At 32.1% G+C, this 16,979-nt stretch carries 17 protein-coding genes and 1 riboswitch; of the genes, 8 read left to right on the forward strand and 9 right to left on the reverse strand.

Translation table 11 applies throughout. From position 1 onward, the window contains the following. Positions 1-40: 40 nt before the first annotated feature. Entirely contained in the window at positions 41-592 is a 552-nt protein-coding gene (gene def, locus SOJ_RS10160) for a peptide deformylase (protein WP_002508006.1), read from the forward strand. Between the two features lie 60 nt (positions 593-652). Here the strand turns inward: def and SOJ_RS10165 are convergent, their stop codons facing one another. Continuing rightward, positions 653-925 carry a hypothetical protein gene (locus tag SOJ_RS10165; RefSeq protein ID WP_002508007.1) on the reverse strand — a complete coding sequence of 91 codons (273 nt, stop codon included), beginning with the start codon at positions 923-925 and terminating at the stop codon, positions 653-655. Positions 926-1,408: 483 nt separating this feature from the next. On the opposite strand from SOJ_RS10165, the gene SOJ_RS10170 reads away from it, so the two are divergent. Continuing rightward, entirely contained in the window at positions 1,409-1,624 is a 216-nt protein-coding gene (locus SOJ_RS10170; protein ID WP_002508008.1) for a DNA-dependent RNA polymerase subunit epsilon, read from the forward strand. Then, positions 1,624-3,480 (forward strand): ribonuclease J1, encoded by a 1,857-nt coding sequence (rnjA, locus tag SOJ_RS10175; protein ID WP_002508009.1) that lies wholly within the window; start codon positions 1,624-1,626, stop codon positions 3,478-3,480. Before SOJ_RS10170 ends, rnjA begins: the two co-directional genes overlap by 1 nt. A 554-nt stretch (positions 3,481-4,034) precedes the next feature. Here the strand turns inward: rnjA and SOJ_RS10180 are convergent. From SOJ_RS10180 to SOJ_RS10190, 3 genes are all read right to left on the reverse strand, one after another. Beyond that, positions 4,035-4,694, reverse strand: a complete 660-nt coding sequence (locus tag SOJ_RS10180) for a potassium channel family protein (RefSeq protein WP_002508010.1) — start codon at positions 4,692-4,694, stop codon at positions 4,035-4,037. A gap of 98 nt (positions 4,695-4,792) precedes the next feature. Further along, a complete protein-coding gene (locus SOJ_RS10185; RefSeq protein ID WP_002508011.1) occupies positions 4,793-5,809 on the reverse strand; it encodes a cytochrome d ubiquinol oxidase subunit II in 1,017 nt (338 codons plus the stop codon). Beyond that, positions 5,809-7,161 (reverse strand): cytochrome ubiquinol oxidase subunit I, encoded by a 1,353-nt coding sequence (locus SOJ_RS10190; RefSeq protein ID WP_002508012.1) that lies wholly within the window; start codon positions 7,159-7,161, stop codon positions 5,809-5,811. Before SOJ_RS10190 ends, SOJ_RS10185 begins: the two co-directional genes overlap by 1 nt. 202 nt (positions 7,162-7,363) lie before the next feature. Here SOJ_RS10190 and SOJ_RS10195 point away from each other — a divergent pair, with 202 nt between their 5' ends. Further along, positions 7,364-7,594, forward strand: coding sequence for a glutaredoxin family protein (locus SOJ_RS10195; protein WP_002508013.1), 231 nt, complete (start codon positions 7,364-7,366; stop codon positions 7,592-7,594). Positions 7,595-7,815: 221 nt separating this feature from the next. On the opposite strand, the gene ptsP is transcribed toward SOJ_RS10195, so the two are convergent. The 5 genes from ptsP to auxA form a co-directional block, all read right to left on the reverse strand. Further along, positions 7,816-9,531, reverse strand: a complete 1,716-nt coding sequence (gene ptsP, locus SOJ_RS10200; RefSeq protein ID WP_002508014.1) for a phosphoenolpyruvate--protein phosphotransferase — start codon at positions 9,529-9,531, stop codon at positions 7,816-7,818. Position 9,532: 1 nt separating this feature from the next. Continuing rightward, positions 9,533-9,799: a phosphocarrier protein HPr gene (locus tag SOJ_RS10205; protein WP_002508015.1), complete on the reverse strand. Its 267-nt coding sequence runs from the start codon at positions 9,797-9,799 to the stop codon at positions 9,533-9,535. Between the two features lie 163 nt (positions 9,800-9,962). Continuing rightward, entirely contained in the window at positions 9,963-10,505 is a 543-nt protein-coding gene (locus SOJ_RS10210; protein WP_002508016.1) for a hypothetical protein, read from the reverse strand. A gap of 57 nt (positions 10,506-10,562) precedes the next feature. Next, the gene (locus SOJ_RS10215) at positions 10,563-11,732 is read right to left on the reverse strand and encodes a class I SAM-dependent rRNA methyltransferase (protein WP_002508017.1); all 1,170 of its coding nucleotides are present in this window, start codon (positions 11,730-11,732) and stop codon (positions 10,563-10,565) included. Positions 11,733-11,926: 194 nt separating this feature from the next. Continuing rightward, complete coding sequence (gene auxA, locus SOJ_RS10220; protein WP_002508018.1) at positions 11,927-13,228, reverse strand: lipoteichoic acid stability factor AuxA; 1,302 nt, start codon at positions 13,226-13,228, stop codon at positions 11,927-11,929. Between the two features lie 255 nt (positions 13,229-13,483). On the opposite strand from auxA, the gene graF reads away from it, so the two are divergent. The 4 genes from graF to SOJ_RS10235 all read left to right on the forward strand — a co-directional run bounded on the left by graF (position 13,484) and on the right by SOJ_RS10235 (position 16,914). Then, positions 13,484-13,618, forward strand: a complete 135-nt coding sequence (gene graF / locus SOJ_RS14620) for a glycopeptide resistance-associated protein GraF (protein WP_002508019.1) — start codon at positions 13,484-13,486, stop codon at positions 13,616-13,618. Between the two features lie 301 nt (positions 13,619-13,919). After that, positions 13,920-14,021, forward strand: a riboswitch (TPP riboswitch). Between the two features lie 84 nt (positions 14,022-14,105). Continuing rightward, complete coding sequence (locus SOJ_RS10225) at positions 14,106-14,681, forward strand: ECF transporter S component (RefSeq protein WP_002508020.1); 576 nt, start codon at positions 14,106-14,108, stop codon at positions 14,679-14,681. A gap of 12 nt (positions 14,682-14,693) precedes the next feature. Next, positions 14,694-16,115 (forward strand): ABC transporter ATP-binding protein, encoded by a 1,422-nt coding sequence (locus tag SOJ_RS10230; RefSeq protein ID WP_002508021.1) that lies wholly within the window; start codon positions 14,694-14,696, stop codon positions 16,113-16,115. Further along, on the forward strand, positions 16,108-16,914 hold the full coding sequence (locus SOJ_RS10235; protein ID WP_002508022.1) for an energy-coupling factor transporter transmembrane component T family protein: 807 nt from the start codon (positions 16,108-16,110) through the stop codon (positions 16,912-16,914). Before SOJ_RS10230 ends, SOJ_RS10235 begins: the two co-directional genes overlap by 8 nt. Positions 16,915-16,979 lie beyond the last annotated feature (65 nt).

Below are 16,979 nucleotides of genomic sequence, written 5' to 3' on the forward strand. Positions count from 1 at the left end.
ACTTTGGTATATTTTATATTAAGGAAGGTGTATGAACAAAATGATAACAATGAAAGATATTATCCGAGATGGTCACCCAACACTTCGTGAAAAAGCAAAAGATGTAACAATACCGCTTTCTGACGAAGATCGTGAAACTTTAAAATCTATGCGCGAATTTCTAATTAATAGCCAAGATGAAGAAACAGCTAATAAGTATGGACTTCGCTCAGGAGTGGGTCTTGCTGCTCCACAAATTAATATTGCAAAAAAAATGATAGCAGTTTATTTACCAGATGACGGTGATGGCAAAAGTTATGATTTAGCATTAGTTAACCCTAAAATCATGAGCCACAGTGTTCAAGAAGCATATTTACCAACTGGCGAAGGTTGTCTAAGTGTAGATGAAAACATTCCAGGACTCGTTCACCGTAAATATCGAATCACAGTAAAAGCAACAGATTTAGATGGTAATGACGTAAAATTACGTTTAAAAGGTTATCCCGCTGTTGTCGTTCAACATGAGATAGACCATATTAATGGTGTAATGTTTTATGATCATATTGATCCAAATAATCTACTTACACCACATGAAGATGCAGTAGAAGTTTAATCTATTAAAAATATAATGCCGTTAGCACATTGAGAATTTCTCATTAGCTAACGGCATTTTTTACATAAAGTCATCTCTACGTTCAGTAAATGGTATATCTAATTTTTTAAGTTCTGTCTTTAAGTCGTTTAATTCTTTAATGTCTATAAATTCTGGATCATGATTATGTTTGACGTAATTTTGATCACCATTTACAGTATCAATTATTTCATTATAATTAAAAAACATGATTACTTGTTCTGTACGGATTTCAAAAGTGATATCTTGAAATATTTTATCGTGTCGATTTTTTTCTCTTTTAACATCTTCTATAATTCTTTTTACTCGATCCATTTCTATCACCCTTACCCATCTATCATTTCTATAATTAATAATAACTCCCTTTCATCATAATTAACTTTCAACGTGCACTCAAGTTTTATGATGATTTTTTGCAGCTTTTTTACATAACTAAAGATTTGATTTTGCAGATTAAATATTAATTATAATAAAAATGAAATTATTTGTACTTATTAAAAGAGGTACTAAAGATAAAACCGCTTTATTTATTCTACTACATCATGTAAAATGAGAAATAACTGAAAACATATGAATCATAGTGTTTGTAGTTTTCTAAACGAACGAACTGAAGATCTCCCTAGAAACATACTAAGCAAAAAACTAGTATGTTCTATTTATATACAGTATTAGTGTCCATGCATAATTAGAAGTGCAGTTAATTTCAAATAACCATTGGGTACTTCAAACTTTTATATTACTAGGGTTTTAATATAAAAAATTAAAAATCAAACATGATTTTAGGAGGAAATATATAAAATGGCAGTATTTAAAGTGTTTTTTCAAAAAACCAAAGAAGAAGTAATTGTACGTGAACACACACAAACAATTTACGTTGAAGGACAAACAGAAGAACAAGTAAGAAGATATTTAAAAGATCGTAATTTTAACATTGAATTTATTACTAAATTAGAGGGCGCACATTTAGAATATGAAAAACAATCAGATCACTTCAATGTGGAGCAAGCTGAATAATGAAACAAATTCATAAAAATGAAGTTGCGGTTTATGCTCTTGGTGGCTTAGGCGAAATTGGTAAAAATACTTATGCCGTTGAGTATCAGGACGAAATCGTTATTATCGATGCAGGTATCAAATTCCCTGATGATAATTTATTAGGTATTGACTATGTCATTCCTGATATTACTTATTTAGAGCAGAACCAAGATAAAATTGTTGGTCTGTTTATCACTCACGGACATGAGGACCATATAGGTGGTGTGCCCTACCTATTAAAGCAAATTAATGTGCCTATATATGGTGGACCATTAGCTTTAGGTTTAATCAGAAATAAATTAGAAGAACATCATTTATTAAGAACTGCAAAACTTATTGAAATTGATGAAAGTAGTGTCATCAAATCTAAACATTTTGAAGTTTCATTCTATTTAACTACACACAGTATTCCAGAAGCATATGGTGTTATCGTTAATACGCCAGAAGGAAATATTGTTCATACGGGTGACTTCAAATTTGATTTCACACCAGTTGGTGAACCAGCAAATATAGCTAAAATGGCAAAATTAGGTGAAGAAGGCGTACTTTGTTTGCTTTCTGACTCTACCAATTCACTTGTACCAGATTTTACTTTAAGTGAACGTGAAGTCGGCCAAAATGTTGAAAAGATATTCCATGATTGTAATGGACGAATCATATTCGCCACATTTGCATCAAACATCTATCGTGTTCAACAAGCAGTTGAAGCTGCAATTAAACACAACCGTAAAATTGTTACATTTGGTCGTTCAATGGAAAACAACATTAAGATTGGTATGGAATTAGGCTATATCAAAGCACCACCAGAAACGTTTGTTGAACCAAATAAAATCAATACCGTGCCTAAGCATGAATTATTGATTCTATGTACAGGTTCTCAAGGTGAACCAATGGCAGCATTATCTAGAATTGCCAACGGTACGCATAAACAAATTAAAATCATCCCTGAAGATACAGTTGTATTTAGTTCTTCACCTATTCCAGGTAATACGAAAAGTATTAATCGCACAATAAATTCACTTTATCGTGCCGGTGCAGAAGTTATTCATAATAAAGTATCTAATATTCATACTTCTGGTCACGGTTCTAAAGGCGATCAACAATTAATGTTACGTCTGTTACGTCCTAAGTTCTTTTTACCAATCCATGGTGAATACCGTATGCTAAAAGCGCATGGTCAATCAGGTGTTGAGTGTGGCGTTGAACCAGATAATGTATTTATTTTTGATATAGGTGATGTCTTAGCACTGACACATGATTCTGCTAGAAAAGCTGGTAGAATACCATCAGGTAATGTATTAGTTGATGGTAGTGGTATTGGTGATATCGGTAATGTAGTTATTCGTGATCGTAAACTATTATCAGAAGAAGGTTTAGTGATTGTTGTTGTAAGTATAGACTTCAAAACAAACAAACTACTTTCTGGACCTGATATTATCTCACGTGGTTTTGTATACATGCGTGAATCTGGACAATTGATTTATGATGCACAACGTAGAATCAAAACGGATGTTATTTCAAAATTAAATCAAAACCCAGAGATTCAATGGCATCAAATTAAATCCTCAATCATTGAAACGTTACAGCCTTATCTATTTGAAAAGACTGCACGTAAACCAATGATCTTACCAGTCATTATGAAAGTAAATGAAGATAACAACCAATCATTTGCTAAGAAACCTAGCCCTAAAAATGACAAACCTAAAAACAACAACACGAAAGCACCAGCAAAAAATTCAAAACCTAACAATCAAAACAAGAAAAAAAGCAATAACAATAACAATCCAAAACCTAAACCTAAAAAAGATGAAACAAATCAATCATCTGAATCATAGGTCTTATAAACAGTCCACACATTGTCAAAACAATGTGTGGACTGTTTTGCTATGACTAATCTATTTCATAAAAACTGAACATTTTACTACATAAAAGCAATTCCATAATTTCTACTGCTTAACATAGCACTTTTTAAGCCTTTTACCATTTATTAACACACCTCGTTTAATTAATAGTATTTTTATGTGGTTTTGAACTAATAATCTTTATTAAAGTTGAATACTTGTTTATTTCTTCAGCTGTTATATCGATGTTATTTTCATATTCTTTCAATTGTATTTTTAAGCATTCAAACAGTTCATCTGGTGGGAGTGAGACAGAAATCTAATTTTTCTAACAAGATTTCGTCGTCCCAGCCCAGCAAAGTTGACTAGAAAATGGAATACAAAAACTTCAACTCTTGCATAAGAACCACCTTCCTTCATAAATGAAGTAGTATTTCTTTAAAAGATTGATAAAAGCGCATTTTCAGTTCAGCCTGCCACTGCCAATATAATAATCGAAATAATAAAAAGAAGCCTCCAATTTTGGAGACTTCTTCAATATTACATTGTTATCGAACTACTTTTTTCTCAAAACGATTTAAGTCATTATCATGCCCTATCATAATTAATATATCACCGATTTCAATACTAATATTAGGATCAGGAGAAACTAAAATTTCTTTACCTCTTTTTATAGCAATAATACTTATCCCGAATTGTGCTCGAATATCTAATTCTATAATGGTTTGGCCAGCCATTTTTTCGCTCGCTTTAATCTCTACAATTGAATGTTCATCTGCAAGTTCTAAATAATCTAACACACTTGCACTTGCGACATTGTGAGCGATTCTTCTTCCCATATCTCTTTCTGGATGGACAACTGTATCCGCACCAATTTTATTCAAAATTTTTGCGTGATAATCATTTTGCGCTTTAGCTGTTACTTTCTTAACGCCTAACTCTTTTAAAATTAGCGTTGTTAATGTACTTGATTGTATATTCTCACCTATTGCTACGATAACGTGATCAAAATTTCTGATGCCTAAACTTTTCATAACAGCTTCATCTGTTGTATCAGCAATGACAGCATGTGTGGCAATATCACTATATTCATTTACACGTGCTTCATTCATATCAATTGCCATAACATCCATATCTAATGCATTAAGTTCTCTTACTATACTGCCACCGAATCGACCTAAGCCGATAACCACATACTCTTTGTCCATATGCGTCCTCCAATTTAAAAAATCACGGATAAGATAGCTACTCATCAACCTAAGCAAGCAAATGAATAACTATCATTACCTCATTTTAAAAAATTAATTTATTTTTTTCCTTCAACATAATCTTTGTCGAAAACAAATAATCTTAATAATAATATTAACGATGGAATGAGTAAAAGTAAACCTAAAACAAATGCAATAATTAAAGCAATGGCCATGCTACTATTAACGACACCTTCATCTATACGAACATATGGGTATAAGATGTATGGCATTTTGCTGGCGCCATATCCGAAAAATGCAAATGCCATTTGTAGTATAACAAGGATAAATGCAAATCCGTGCCATTTTTTTATTAATGTAAGTACCATGACACCTATAAAGCTTATAAAGCTTAGTAGGAACATCCACCAATAATCAGTTACTGCGCTTAAGAAATGCGCTTCGTTTTGTAGTCTTAACGATACAAATACGAATAATGAAATTGCGATCATCGGCGGTCCCCAGAACAAGAACCAATATCTTAATAAATCATATGCTGGTTTATCTTTAGCTTTTGAAGCATAGTACGTAAGGAAGCCTGAAGAAATATATAGCACTGATATAACGGCTAAGAATACGACAGACCATGAATAAGGACTCAAGGCTAATTCAAGCCAGTTCAAATCTATATTATCACCTGAACCTGTAATAAAGCCCCCTTCTGATATTGTTAGCGTTGTAGCAAGCGCAGCTGGAATAAACAATCCTGACAAGCCGTACATTGCTAACCAAATGAGTTTTGAATCAGGTCCATAATTTTCAAATGCGTAAAAACTACCTCTAATTGTTAGTAATATTAACGCAATTGAAGCTGGTACGAGTAGTACGGTACCAAAGTATTTCGCTGCATCAGGGAAAAAACCTACGATGCCAACGAAAAAGAATACAAAGAATACGTTTGTTACTTCCCACACAGGATTTAAATAACGACCTATTAAATGGTTAATTTGTTTATCTTGTTTAGTCACTTTTGCGTGAAGTGTAAAGAAACCAGCACCAAAATCAATAGAGGCGATAATAATATAAGAGAATAAGAATATTCCAAGTACTGTAATACCTATATAAGCAAATATCATTACTCATCACCTCTTTCTGGTGTATTTTCTTCTACGTCTTTATATGCTGGTTTATTACTGAACATCCGAATTAATACATATGCGGTAGTCACGATTAATATTATATATAAGATACCGAATAATATTGTCACGAGTGTTAAACCACCTGCTTGAGTTGCAGCATCAGCTACTTTAAGGTAACCACGAACCAACCATGGTTGACGACCTTGTTCAGTTAAGAACCACCCAGCTTCTATTGCAATCATTGCTGCTGGTCCAGTTAACAATGCACCATACAACATTGGTTTTGAATAAGTGAATTTGCGTAACTTCTTAAATATCAGTGTTAATATAAACGCACCGGATATAATCAAGCAGAATACACCCATAGAAACCATAATATCAAAGTAATAGTGTACAATCATCGGTGGATGCAGTTCTTCTGGAAACTCATTTAATCCTTTTACTTCTGTGTCTGTATTATTATCAGCCAAGAAACTGAGTATGCCAGGTATTTTTATGGCACCGGATACTTCTTGTGTTTCTTCATCTAAACTACCAAAGAATATTAAATCTGCATTGGACTCTGTTTCAAAGTGCCATTCATAAGCAGCAAGTTTTTCTGGTTGCTCTTGGTGTAGAAACTTAGCTGATAAATCTCCAGCTAACATAGAACCTAAAGTAAATACTACGCCAAGAATCATCGTTAGTTTCAATGCTTTTTTATGATATTCTGTGTCTTTTTTGAATTTATTTTTCAATAATTTAAATGCAGCAATTGCAGCAAGTACAAATGCCATCGTCATAAGTGCTGTAGCAACAACGTGGAATGATCTAATTAAGAATGATTCGTTAAACATTGCTGCCCAAGGTTGGACGTTAACCATTTTCCCATCCTTCATTTCAAAGCCAGCTGGTGTATTCATAAATGAATTGACCGCTGTAATGAAGAATGCTGAGAATGTACCACCTATAATGACAGGTATACTAATAAGGAAATGAGTCCATTTACTCTTAAATCTATCCCATGTATATAAATAAATACTTAAGAAAATTGCTTCAAAGAAGAAAGCAAATGTTTCCATAAATAATGGTAATGCAATAACATGACCGCCCATTTGCATAAAGGTTGGCCATAATAGTGATAATTGCAGTCCAATAATTGTTCCTGTCACAACACCAACAGCTACCGTAATGGTATATCCTTTAGACCATCTTTTGGCTAATGTTATATATTTTGGATCATTTCTTTTTATACCTAAAAATTCAGCAACAGCAAACATTAATGGCACGCCCACACCAATCGTTGCGAATATGATATGAACCGCGAGTGTCATCGCAGTTAAAAAACGGGCTAATTCAACTGAATCCATAATATCACCTTTTTTATTTATTTGTGACAAAAATCACAACGTTCATTCATTATAAACTGCTTTACGTTGTATTGAAATAAGTTGCGTTCAAAATATAGTGACAAATTAATGACCACTTGCATGTAAGTCAAAGATTTGTAATAATTTAAAAAGTTTCTTATATTAAAGTATATCGAATTTAAAATAGGAAGGACGAGTTTTAATGGATAAAATAATAATTTATACGCAAAATGAATGCCCACCTTGTACTTTCATAAAAAACTATTTGTCAGATAAAGGCGTCTCATATAGCGAAAAAAACATCTCGAATTCCCAATATAGAAATGAAATGATAGACTATGATGCTTTCGCCACACCTTTTATCTTGTTGAATAATGAGCCAATGTACCAAATTGACATTGATAAAATCAACCACACTTTAAATATAGAATAATTATCAAGCAATGTAGCCATCCTACATTTGAATTAGTAAATCTTTCACTTTCTAAACTATATGATTTTTAGCGTTATTACAAAGTTACTGTTTAACAACATGCAATGACTTATTACGTTAATTCTAATTTTTTTGAATTTATAGCAAAATAAAAAAGCTGATAGCCCCACTATAAATGGTCTATCAGCTTTTTTCGAACTCAAATGTTCAATTATTATTTATTATTTAGCATATTGCTCAACTAGTTCTTGTACTTCTTCAGAAGTTGCACAATTAATTGCTCTTTGTGACAATTCTTCCATTTCATTTTGGCTTAAACCTTTGATTTGACGACGCGCTTTAAGCACTGATGTAGCACTCATTGAAAATTCATCTAATCCTAAGCCTAATAATAATGGAATAGCGATTTCGTCGCCTGCCATTTCGCCACACATACCAGTCCATTTACCTTCTTTATGTGATGCTTCGATCACTTGTTTTACTAAACGTAAAATTGAAGGATTGTATGGTTGATACAAGTAAGAAACGCGTTCAGACATGCGGTCAGCCGCCATTGTATATTGAATTAAATCATTTGTTCCAATACTGAAGAAATCAACTTCTTTTGCGAAGACATCTGCTAATGCAGCAGTTGAAGGAATTTCAACCATGATACCTAATTCAATATCATCAGAAACATCTGTACCTTCTTGTTTTAAGTTTTCTTTTTCTTCAAGTAATAATGCTTTAGCATCACGGAACTCATTGATTGTTGCAACCATTGGGAACATGATATTTAATTTACCGTAAACAGATGCACGTAATAATGCACGAAGTTGTGGTCTAAAAATATCAGGTTGGTCTAAACATAAACGAATCGCACGATAACCTAAGAACGGATTCATTTCTTCAGGTAAATTTAGATATGGTAACTCTTTATCGCCACCGATATCTAATGTACGTACAACAACACGTTTATCTTCCATCGTTTCTAGAACTTTTTTATAAGCTTCGAATTGTTCATCCTCAGTAGGCATTTCATCTCTACCCATATATAAAAATTCCGTACGATATAAACCAATACCTTCTGCACCATTTTCAATAACACCTGTTAAATCATTAGGTGTACCGATGTTTGCAGCTAATTCAGCATGTTTACCATCAATTGTTTTTGTTTCTTCATTGCGTAATTTTTGTAATTCCTTTTTATCTTCGAAGAAACGTTCACGTTTATTTTCATAAGCGATTACTTCATCATCTGTAGGATCAATAATTACTTCGCCTGTTAATCCGTCAACGATAATCATATCGCCTTGTTTAACGTCTTCAGTAATAGATTTTGTACCTACAACCGCAGGTATTTCTAAAGAACGGCTCATAATTGCTGAGTGTGATGTTCTTCCACCAATATTTGTTACAAAGCCTTGCACGAATTCTTTATTTAACTGAGCAGTATCTGAAGGCGTTAAATCGTTTCCAATTATAACAACGCTTTCATCAATGATACTAGGATTTGGTAACTCTACACCTAAAATATGTGCTAACACACGTTTAGAAACGTCACGGATATCAGCAGCACGTTCTTTCATGTATTCATTATCCATATTTTCAAATATAGTAATGAATTGTCCAGTTACTTCAGATAATGCAGTTGGTGCGTTAACTTGGTCATTTTTAATCTTGTCTTCAATCGGTTGAATTAACTCTGGATCATCTAAAACTAATAAATGAGCATCAAAAATCGCTGCTTTATCAGCACCTAGATTTTTTTCAGCATTATTTCTTATTTTTGTTAACTCAACTTTAGATGTTTCGATGGCGTCATTGAACTTAGCAATTTCAGCGTCGATATCTGTAATCTTTTCACTATTATATGAAAGATCTGGTTCAACTAATAAATATGCTTTAGCAATAGCTACACCATCAGATGCAGCAATGCCATTTATATAGTTAGTCATATTATTTAGTTAATCCTTCTTTAGATAAAATCTCAGTGATTGCTTCGATTGCGTCTGTTTCGTCGCTACCATCAGCGTAGATAGTGATTTCAGCATCTTTACCTACACCTAAACTCATAACACCCATGATTGATTTCAAGTTAACTTTTTTACCGTTATATTCTAATTGAATATCTGAATCAAATTTTGAGGCAGTTTGAACAAGCATTGTCGCTGGACGAGCGTGAATACCTGTTTCATCGATAATTACATATGATTTTTGTTCCATAATTTATTTCTCCTTCGTATAGTTAGAATCGTTAGTTTATTATAAAACCTAACAAAGTTTTATATAATAAGATTACCAAATTATATATATAAATTCAATTCCTTGCACCCATGACATGACAATATTCAGCGTTTATTTAACAATTTGTGAAAACGCTGTAGTTTTACACAAGTGATTTAGCAACTTTTTCACATTTTTGAATATGATCATTACCTATTTTTTTCATGAAATAATAACTTATAGAAGCAGTGATTGCTTGACCTACTACCGGGAACCATTTCGTTTGTTTTGCTGTAGTACGTTTCGCTACATCACGAATAACTACTTTGAGAATAGCACTTGATACTTTTTTACCAATAAATTGGCTGCCTTGAATTGCCGCAGTAGTTAGCACACGCTCTTTCATGTCATCTCCCATGGTATTAACTTGTTTATGATCAAGACCATAAATTTTATTTACGTCCTCAATTATATCTTTCATAAGTTTAATATCTACACTGAAGCCTAAACCAGGAATAGGTACTACACTTACCCCAGATGATAGCATTGATTTTTTTCTTACTAAAGCCTCTGCACGTTGGCGACGTTCTTCAATTTCACTATGTGTTGTTGGTATGCTACCTTTATTATTTATATCTTCTATATTTAAGACTTTATTTCCTACTTTTTGTGTAACGTTATTTGTGATTTTATTTTTAAAACTCATTATGTTCACTCCTTAGTAAATTCTATACACTAAGAATAATACCCGTTTTTTCACACTTTACTGTATTTTTACAAAAATCGCTTTTAAATATTTTGAAGGTTTATAGTGTGCATGCGTCTTAAAATCTTTTGGCAAGCCCATGACATCAATAATTTCAAAGTCCACTTCTTCTTTAGTTAATGTTTCTGTAACTACATTTTTAAAAGCTTTTAGTGAAAACGTACTATTATTTGTACATAATAGCAATGTACCTTCAGGTCCAAGTATATCGAGTGCACCAACAATTAATTTATCGTAGTCTTTTAATACAGAAAATGTTTTTTTCTTATTTCTCGCAAAACTTGGCGGATCGATAACAATTGTATCGTAGAAGAAATCATGACGACGAGCGTAATTATAGAAATTAAAAGTATCCATAACATAAATGTATTGTGACGCTGGGTCAATAGAATTTAAACCGAAATTACTTTCAGTAAGCGCTCGAGAACGGTTAGCTAAATCAACGCTTGTTGTCATCTCTGCATTTTCTGCAGCTACAACTGAGAATGCCCCTGTATAACTGAATAAATTCAATAAATTTTTATCTTGCGCGTATTGGTCTTTTAATTTCTTTCTTACTTCTCTTTGATCTAAAAAGATGCCCGTCATTGGCCCATCATTTAAATGCACATTATAAAATGTAAAGTTTTCTTCGATGACAATTGGGAATTCCGGTGCATCTCCGTCAACGAAGCCACCTTCTACATTAGCATCTTTAAAACGTAACTTTTCAAAAATTGACGTATAACCAAATATTGCTTTCAGCGCACTCAAAATATTATAACGGAACTTATAAATACCTTTAGAATACCATTGAACTAAGTAATGACCGTTGTAATTGTCGATTGTAAGACCACCAACACCATCACCTTCTCCGTTAAATACTCTAAATGCATTTGTACCCTCTACATTATAAAAATATTCACGTTCTTTTTTCGCAATATCAAATAATCTTTCAAAAAATTGTGTGTTAACAATTTCATCACGCGAGTAACTCAATACCCAACCGATGCCTTTATGCTGACGTCCAACATATGCTGTTGCAATATACTGGTCTTTATCATTTAATAATTGAAATAAATCTCCTTCGTGTAAGTGATCGTGTGCGTAAATATCATCTTCGCTTACCAATGGATATTCATTTAAATATTTTGTTTCTTTACCTCTATTTAATGTGGCAGTTTTCATAAAATTATGTCAGCCTTTCTACTATTTTTTTATATTTATCTGTCGCTTACTTATTTTATCATTTCAAGTACATCGTAACATCATTAATATTCATTTAGCTCAAACGTTTTGACTAAGTATTTATCTTTTTTAATAAAAAAACCTATCTTCCAACCAATTGGAAGATAGGTTCGTCAAACAACAGTATTAAGTTCTTAATCTCTAGAAGGTTCTCGCAATTTAATTATAAACGCTACCACAATTGCAATTAACATCATAACTAGAATCGGTGTAATGAAAATTGAAAGTAATAGCCCATGAACCATTATATTCATAAATTCAGTGAATAATTTAAAGAACAATAAACTTACCATAAATAATTGTAAATAATAAAATCGGCCTTTCAAATAATTCGTCAATGTCGTTAAAATATAAATAATGATGATGATCATTAAGATGAACAACGTTATCCATTCAATAACATATTGTGTTTGGCCAATCTCCCAATTACCAGAAACGAATAATGAATTTCTATTATTAAATTCAATTAATGTGAAGAATAATAAAACAGCACCACAAAATAATTCTACATAACTCGGTTTAATCCATTTCGGTTTCTTCATCCAATTTGGAACATCATCTTCTTGTATATCAATAATGTTCTTCCATTTTTCAATAAATTTATCTTTCTTATCTCTTACTTTCTGAATATCTACACTTCTGCGAGTTTTACGTGTGAATTCTGTCGTTTTGTCTTGTAAAGTCTTCCAACGTTCTATCGTTTGGTTCGTTACAGTGTCCTTACTCGTTCTTGATAATTCTGGTTCTTCTTCGCCTAATTCCTGTTTTGTTAATGGCAATGATCTTCTTAAGAATAAGAAATTCCAAATTGACATTTGTCCCAGTAGCCACATAATTATGAAAAATGTGTTAACACTTAAGATGTCGATTGGTATAATTTCATCACTTTCGATTCTTCCATATAACACCAATTGTGTTATCAAATAACTAAACCCATAACTGAAAATAATCCATAAATAATGATATTTTCTATGCTCTATATTTAACTCATCTTTATAAACGATATAACCAATGTGAATTACAAATGGTATTACGAAAATAATAGCGAAAAAACTATAAACTTGGGTCATTAAAATTAGCGTTATGATAAAGAATAAAATACCAATAACTAAAAAGAATATTGAAATATCGTAGTCATATCGTGTTGTTCTAAATAAAGTAATTCCTAGCATAATTAATCCAATGCCAAATATAATTATTAAAATGGCGCTAACTACTGGAAAATCCCCTATGTAATTGCTCATTACCCTAATTATTTCAGCAAAAAATGCGTTTATAAAATCCCATACATTATGAATGTGTAAATCAATTTTACCTTTGCCATTTAATTTATGGATCATTGGTAAATTAATTAAAATGATGAGACCTGTGAAAAGCGAAACGATGCCTATAATATAACTATATAATATCTCAGCGTGTTTCTTCATAAAAGACATACCATTCACCTCAAAGTTATTATATATTAACATTTAGCTCTTGTCTTTAATAATTTCAATAAATAAGTCTATAGTATGATATAAATTAGTTGTATAGTCAAATTTCCACATATACCTTTACTCTAAACAATTTATTTAATATTACTTTTAATTTTACAGTTTTATCCTTCATTTTTTAAGTACTTTTGTTTACCTCTTTTTCTTCGTGGTATTTATATTGTATAGATGATTAAAACATGAAGGAGTGTTTTGTTTATGAGTAAAGAAGAATTAAATAAAAAAGCAGCTGAAAAAGCTAAAGAAACTGAAGATAAATTAAAAGATGAAAAAGATTCGTCTGAAGAAAATAGCGAAGAAACGCAAAAAAATATTCAAGATACATTTGATTAATTAAAGCGTAAATTAGACGTATATAAACGTATCAGACTTAATTATTATACTAGTAGTAGTTATCTGATAGCTATTCTACTTTGTGGGAGCGAGATTACAGAGTCAATTTTTGATTACTGTTTCGCTCTCTTTTTTAGCTTTATGTTATCTTCCCTCACCTTTCGTCTAACTTAAATCATTTAGAGTGTTTTATATAGTGAAAGGCTCAATATATTTTGAATACATAATATTTTTGATTAATTTTATTTACAACCTTGACAGAAGTGATTAAAAATCATACATTAGAGTTAAATTAAATAATCATTCGCACTAGGGGTGTTTAGTGACTGAGATGAGGTATACCCTCAAACCCTTTGAACCTGATCTAGATTAAACTAGCGTAGGAAAGTGTATTGCGATACTTTTATAAAAAATGGTATCCGTATGCCTGTATTTAACGCTCACCTTTCTAGAAGGTTGTGCGTTTTTTTATATAGGAGGAGTATATATGTCAAAAGGATTAAAACTTTCTGAGATACTGGTAACTGTATTAATAGCAGTAGTTTTCGCTGTCATTTATAATATTTGGAATTTTGTCTATAAAGCGTTACAAGTTACAGGTCTACATTTTGAAGAACTAACTTACGGTGCTTGGTTTATGGCAGCTATAGTAGCTTATCTTATTATTCCTAAAGCAGGCATTGCTATTTTAGCTGAATTTGCTGCAGGTGCCGGCGAAACCATCGTTATGGGCCGTTTTGATATCGCTACAATGATTTATGCTTTAATACAAGGTTTAGCATGTGAACTCATCTTTGCACTTTTCAGATATAAATCTCGCTCAGCAATGGTTGCAATGTTGGCTGGTTTCTTAGCCTCAGTATCAACTTTACCCTTGGATTTTGCTTACGGTTATCTCGGTGAAATAGCTGGTTGGAACCTTATGCTATATATCGTATTTCGACTTATAAGCGGAATTGTTGTGGCTGGACTTTTATCTTACTATATTGTAAAAGCCTTAGATCAAACCGGTGTCACTAAATTATTCAGACCTGCAACTCAGAGCGATTACGACAATTTATAAGGAGCAATCAAGTTGATAGTCACAAAAAATTTACGCTTAAAATACCCTAACAGTAATAATAAAATATTTGATAATTTAACACTTCATATAAAAAACAAAGAAAAAGTGTTGCTCTTAGGTCCTTCTGGTTCAGGTAAAAGTACGTTATTAAACGTTTTAAGTGGTATCGTTCCTACTCTAATTGATTTACCTATGAAATATGATGAATTACAAATTGAAGAAGATTGTGGCGTTATTTTTCAAGATCCAGACACTCAATTTTGTATGCCTAAAGTATATGAGGAACTGGCTTTTGTTTTAGAAAATTTGCACGTACCACGTGATGAAATGGAAAGCCGAATTCAATCTGCCTTGTCAGCAGTAGATTTAAATGTCGATGAAAATCAACATATTAATCAATTGAGTGGTGGAATGAAACAAAAATTAGCAATTGCAGAAACTTTGTTACAACAAGCAAACACCCTATTCTTAGATGAACCAACAGCAATGCTAGATGTGGATGCAACTGCGGATTTATGGCAAAAAATAAAATCATTGTGGCATGACCAAACTGTGTTAATTGTAGAACACAAAGTAGAACATATTTGGCAACATGTTGATCGTGTCATTCTATTAAATTATGATGGTGCCATAATAGCCGATGCACCTCCTAATAAGATATTGCATGACTATGAGCATCTATTAACAGAATATGGTGTCTGGCATCCTAATGCTTGGCAATACGCCCCACCATCATCGAAAACTCAAAATGATGCAACTACACAACAATCAGATGATAGCTTTAAATTTAAAAACGGTTTGATTAAACGAGGTAAACAGCAACTGATCAACATATCAGAATTAAACATTTATGCTGGCGAATGGATTACCATTACTGGCTCAAATGGTAGTGGCAAAACGTCCTTGTTAGAATCGATGATGCAACTAATTAAATATGACGGAAAAATGTATTTTAACAATCATACTCTATCAAAAATTAAAACCGCCGCAAAGCATATGTATTTAGTTTACCAAAACCCAGAATTACAATTTATTACACATTCTGTATATGATGAAATTTACATTCAATATAAGAATAAAAACCGTTCAACTGCTGAAGCTGAGCGAGAGACTCAAAACATGCTTGAAATACTAAATTTACAAGCCGTTAAAACACAGCATCCATTTGAACTGTCTACAGGCCAAAAAAGACGTCTAAGCGTTGCTATTGCACTAAGTTCATCTTCTGACTTTATTTTACTTGATGAACCTACCTTTGGTCTCGATAGTCATAATACATTTAACCTTATTAAATTATTCCAAAACCGTATACAAAATGGACAAACGATTGTAATGGTGACGCATGATTCAGAAATTATTGCACGGTATCCGACCCGTAGACTCCATGTCGATCAACATCAATTAACTGAATTAAAGGGTGATACTTATGTTTGAGATGTGGAAAAAACACTATTCATTTGTTGATGACGTCAACATTATTACTAAATTAGCAATTGCAGTCATTTTGTTTTTCTTTGTAATCTTTGTACATCAATTTGATTATATGCTCTATATAACGTTATTAATGTTGATATTCCTACTTTTATTTAATGGTTTGAAATTCAAGGTCACTTTTGTTTTCATACTCTTTACTGTCACTTTTAGTTTGATATCTGCTTTATTCATGATTTTTTATGGTGATGGGACACACACGATATTTAAGCTAGGCTTTATTCAAATTACTACCGAAAGTTTATATCGTGGTCTACATTTAGCAATGCGTACGACAACAGTTTCTCTTTTTGGAATTTTAATTGCCTTCACATCACAAATCGTCATGATTTTCTATAGTCTTATGCAACATCTCAAAGTTAAACCTAAAGTGGCTTATGCCTTTATGGCAGCAATTAGAATGGTACCTTTGATGTTCACTTCATTGTTCGAACTCAGAAAATCATTGAAAATGCGCTATCAAATGATTGATTCACGTAATTATAGAGGATTTCAACGTTTAAAACACCTTGTAATACCACTACTAAGTCAAAACATCAGAAAAGCACATCAATTATCAGTTGCTATGGAGAAAAAAGGATTTAAAGACGGACCTAGAACATACTATTATTATGCACCTTTCTCGTATAAAGATCTTTTATTAATCGTAGTTGTAAGTTCTATTTTAATCGCTGCATATTTCCTAGCACAATATATTCCAATCACAGGAATTAATGATGTGCGTATTTCAAGTATTTACTGAATCACTTTACTATCCATATAATTTAAATAAAAAAGCGTTAAGACAAAACTTAAACCATTTTGTCT

The sequence above is a fragment of the Staphylococcus sp. OJ82 genome, from assembly GCF_000294465.1.
Classification (GTDB): domain Bacteria; phylum Bacillota; class Bacilli; order Staphylococcales; family Staphylococcaceae; genus Staphylococcus; species Staphylococcus equorum.